Raw genomic sequence first — 1,019 nt, 5'->3', positions numbered from 1 at the left:
TGCGCATGATCTGGTATTCCTTGTCGGTCAGCGTCTGCGCCGGCGCCACGGTGATGGAGTCACCGGTGTGCACGCCCATCGGGTCGAAGTTTTCGATCGAACAGATAATGATGCAGTTGTCGCTCTTGTCGCGAACGACTTCCATCTCGTATTCCTTCCAGCCCAGCACCGACTGCTCGATCAGCAGCTCATGGGTGGGGGAAGCTTCGAAACCGCGCTCGCAGATCGCCAGGAATTCTTCCTTGTTGTAGGCGATGCCGCCGCCGGAGCCGCCCATGGTGAACGACGGGCGGATCAGCGTCGGGAAACCGACCTTGGTCTGCGCCTCCAGCGACTCTTCCATGGTGTGGCAGACGAAGGACAGCGGGCAGGACAGGCCGATCTTGGCCATCGCCTCCTTGAAACGGCCGCGGTCTTCCGCCTTGTCGATCGCGTCTTCGGTGGCGCCGATCAGCTCGACCTTGTACTTTTCCAGCACCCCGTGCTTGGCCAGGTCCAGCGCGCAGTTCAGCGCGGTCTGGCCGCCCATGGTCGGCAGGATGGCGTCCGGACGCTCCTTGGCGATGATCTTTTCCACCACCGGCCAGCTGATGGGCTCGATGTAGGTGACATCGGCCATGTCCGGGTCGGTCATGATGGTGGCCGGATTGGAGTTGACCAGGATGACTTTGTAGCCTTCCTCGCGCAGCGCCTTGCAGGCCTGGGCGCCGGAGTAGTCGAACTCGCAGGCCTGGCCGATGACGATCGGGCCGGCGCCAATGATCAGAATGCTTTTGATGTCGGTACGCTTTGGCATGGCTTCTACTCTTTGATGACTTGTATTTTTCCGGCCGCGCCCCCTCCCCGGCGGCGCGGCATGTTTGTTTTCAACCTTACAGGCTGGCCGCCGCCAGCTTGGCGCCGAACCCGACGAACACCGCGCCCACCGAGCCGCCCAGCGCCGCCGTCAGCTTGCGGCGGCGGCGGAAGGCCGCGGCCAGCTTGTCGCCCAGCAGAATCAGCATCGACAGGTTGGCGAT

At 63.0% G+C, this 1,019-nt stretch carries 1 protein-coding gene; it reads right to left on the bottom strand.

Annotated features, from left to right (window positions below; translation table 11 throughout):
- The coding region (locus LQR33_RS23905) for a carbamoyl phosphate synthase preATP-grasp domain-containing protein (protein ID WP_462476159.1) at positions 1-796 on the bottom strand (796 nt) is incomplete at its 3' end.
- Between the last annotated feature and the right edge of the window lie 223 nt (positions 797-1,019).

The organism is Chromobacterium piscinae (assembly GCF_021129175.1).
GTDB lineage: Bacteria > Pseudomonadota > Gammaproteobacteria > Burkholderiales > Chromobacteriaceae > Chromobacterium > Chromobacterium piscinae.
The sequence above is the reverse complement of the archived record's forward strand: the minus strand, read 5'-3'. Positions and strand labels throughout refer to the sequence as shown.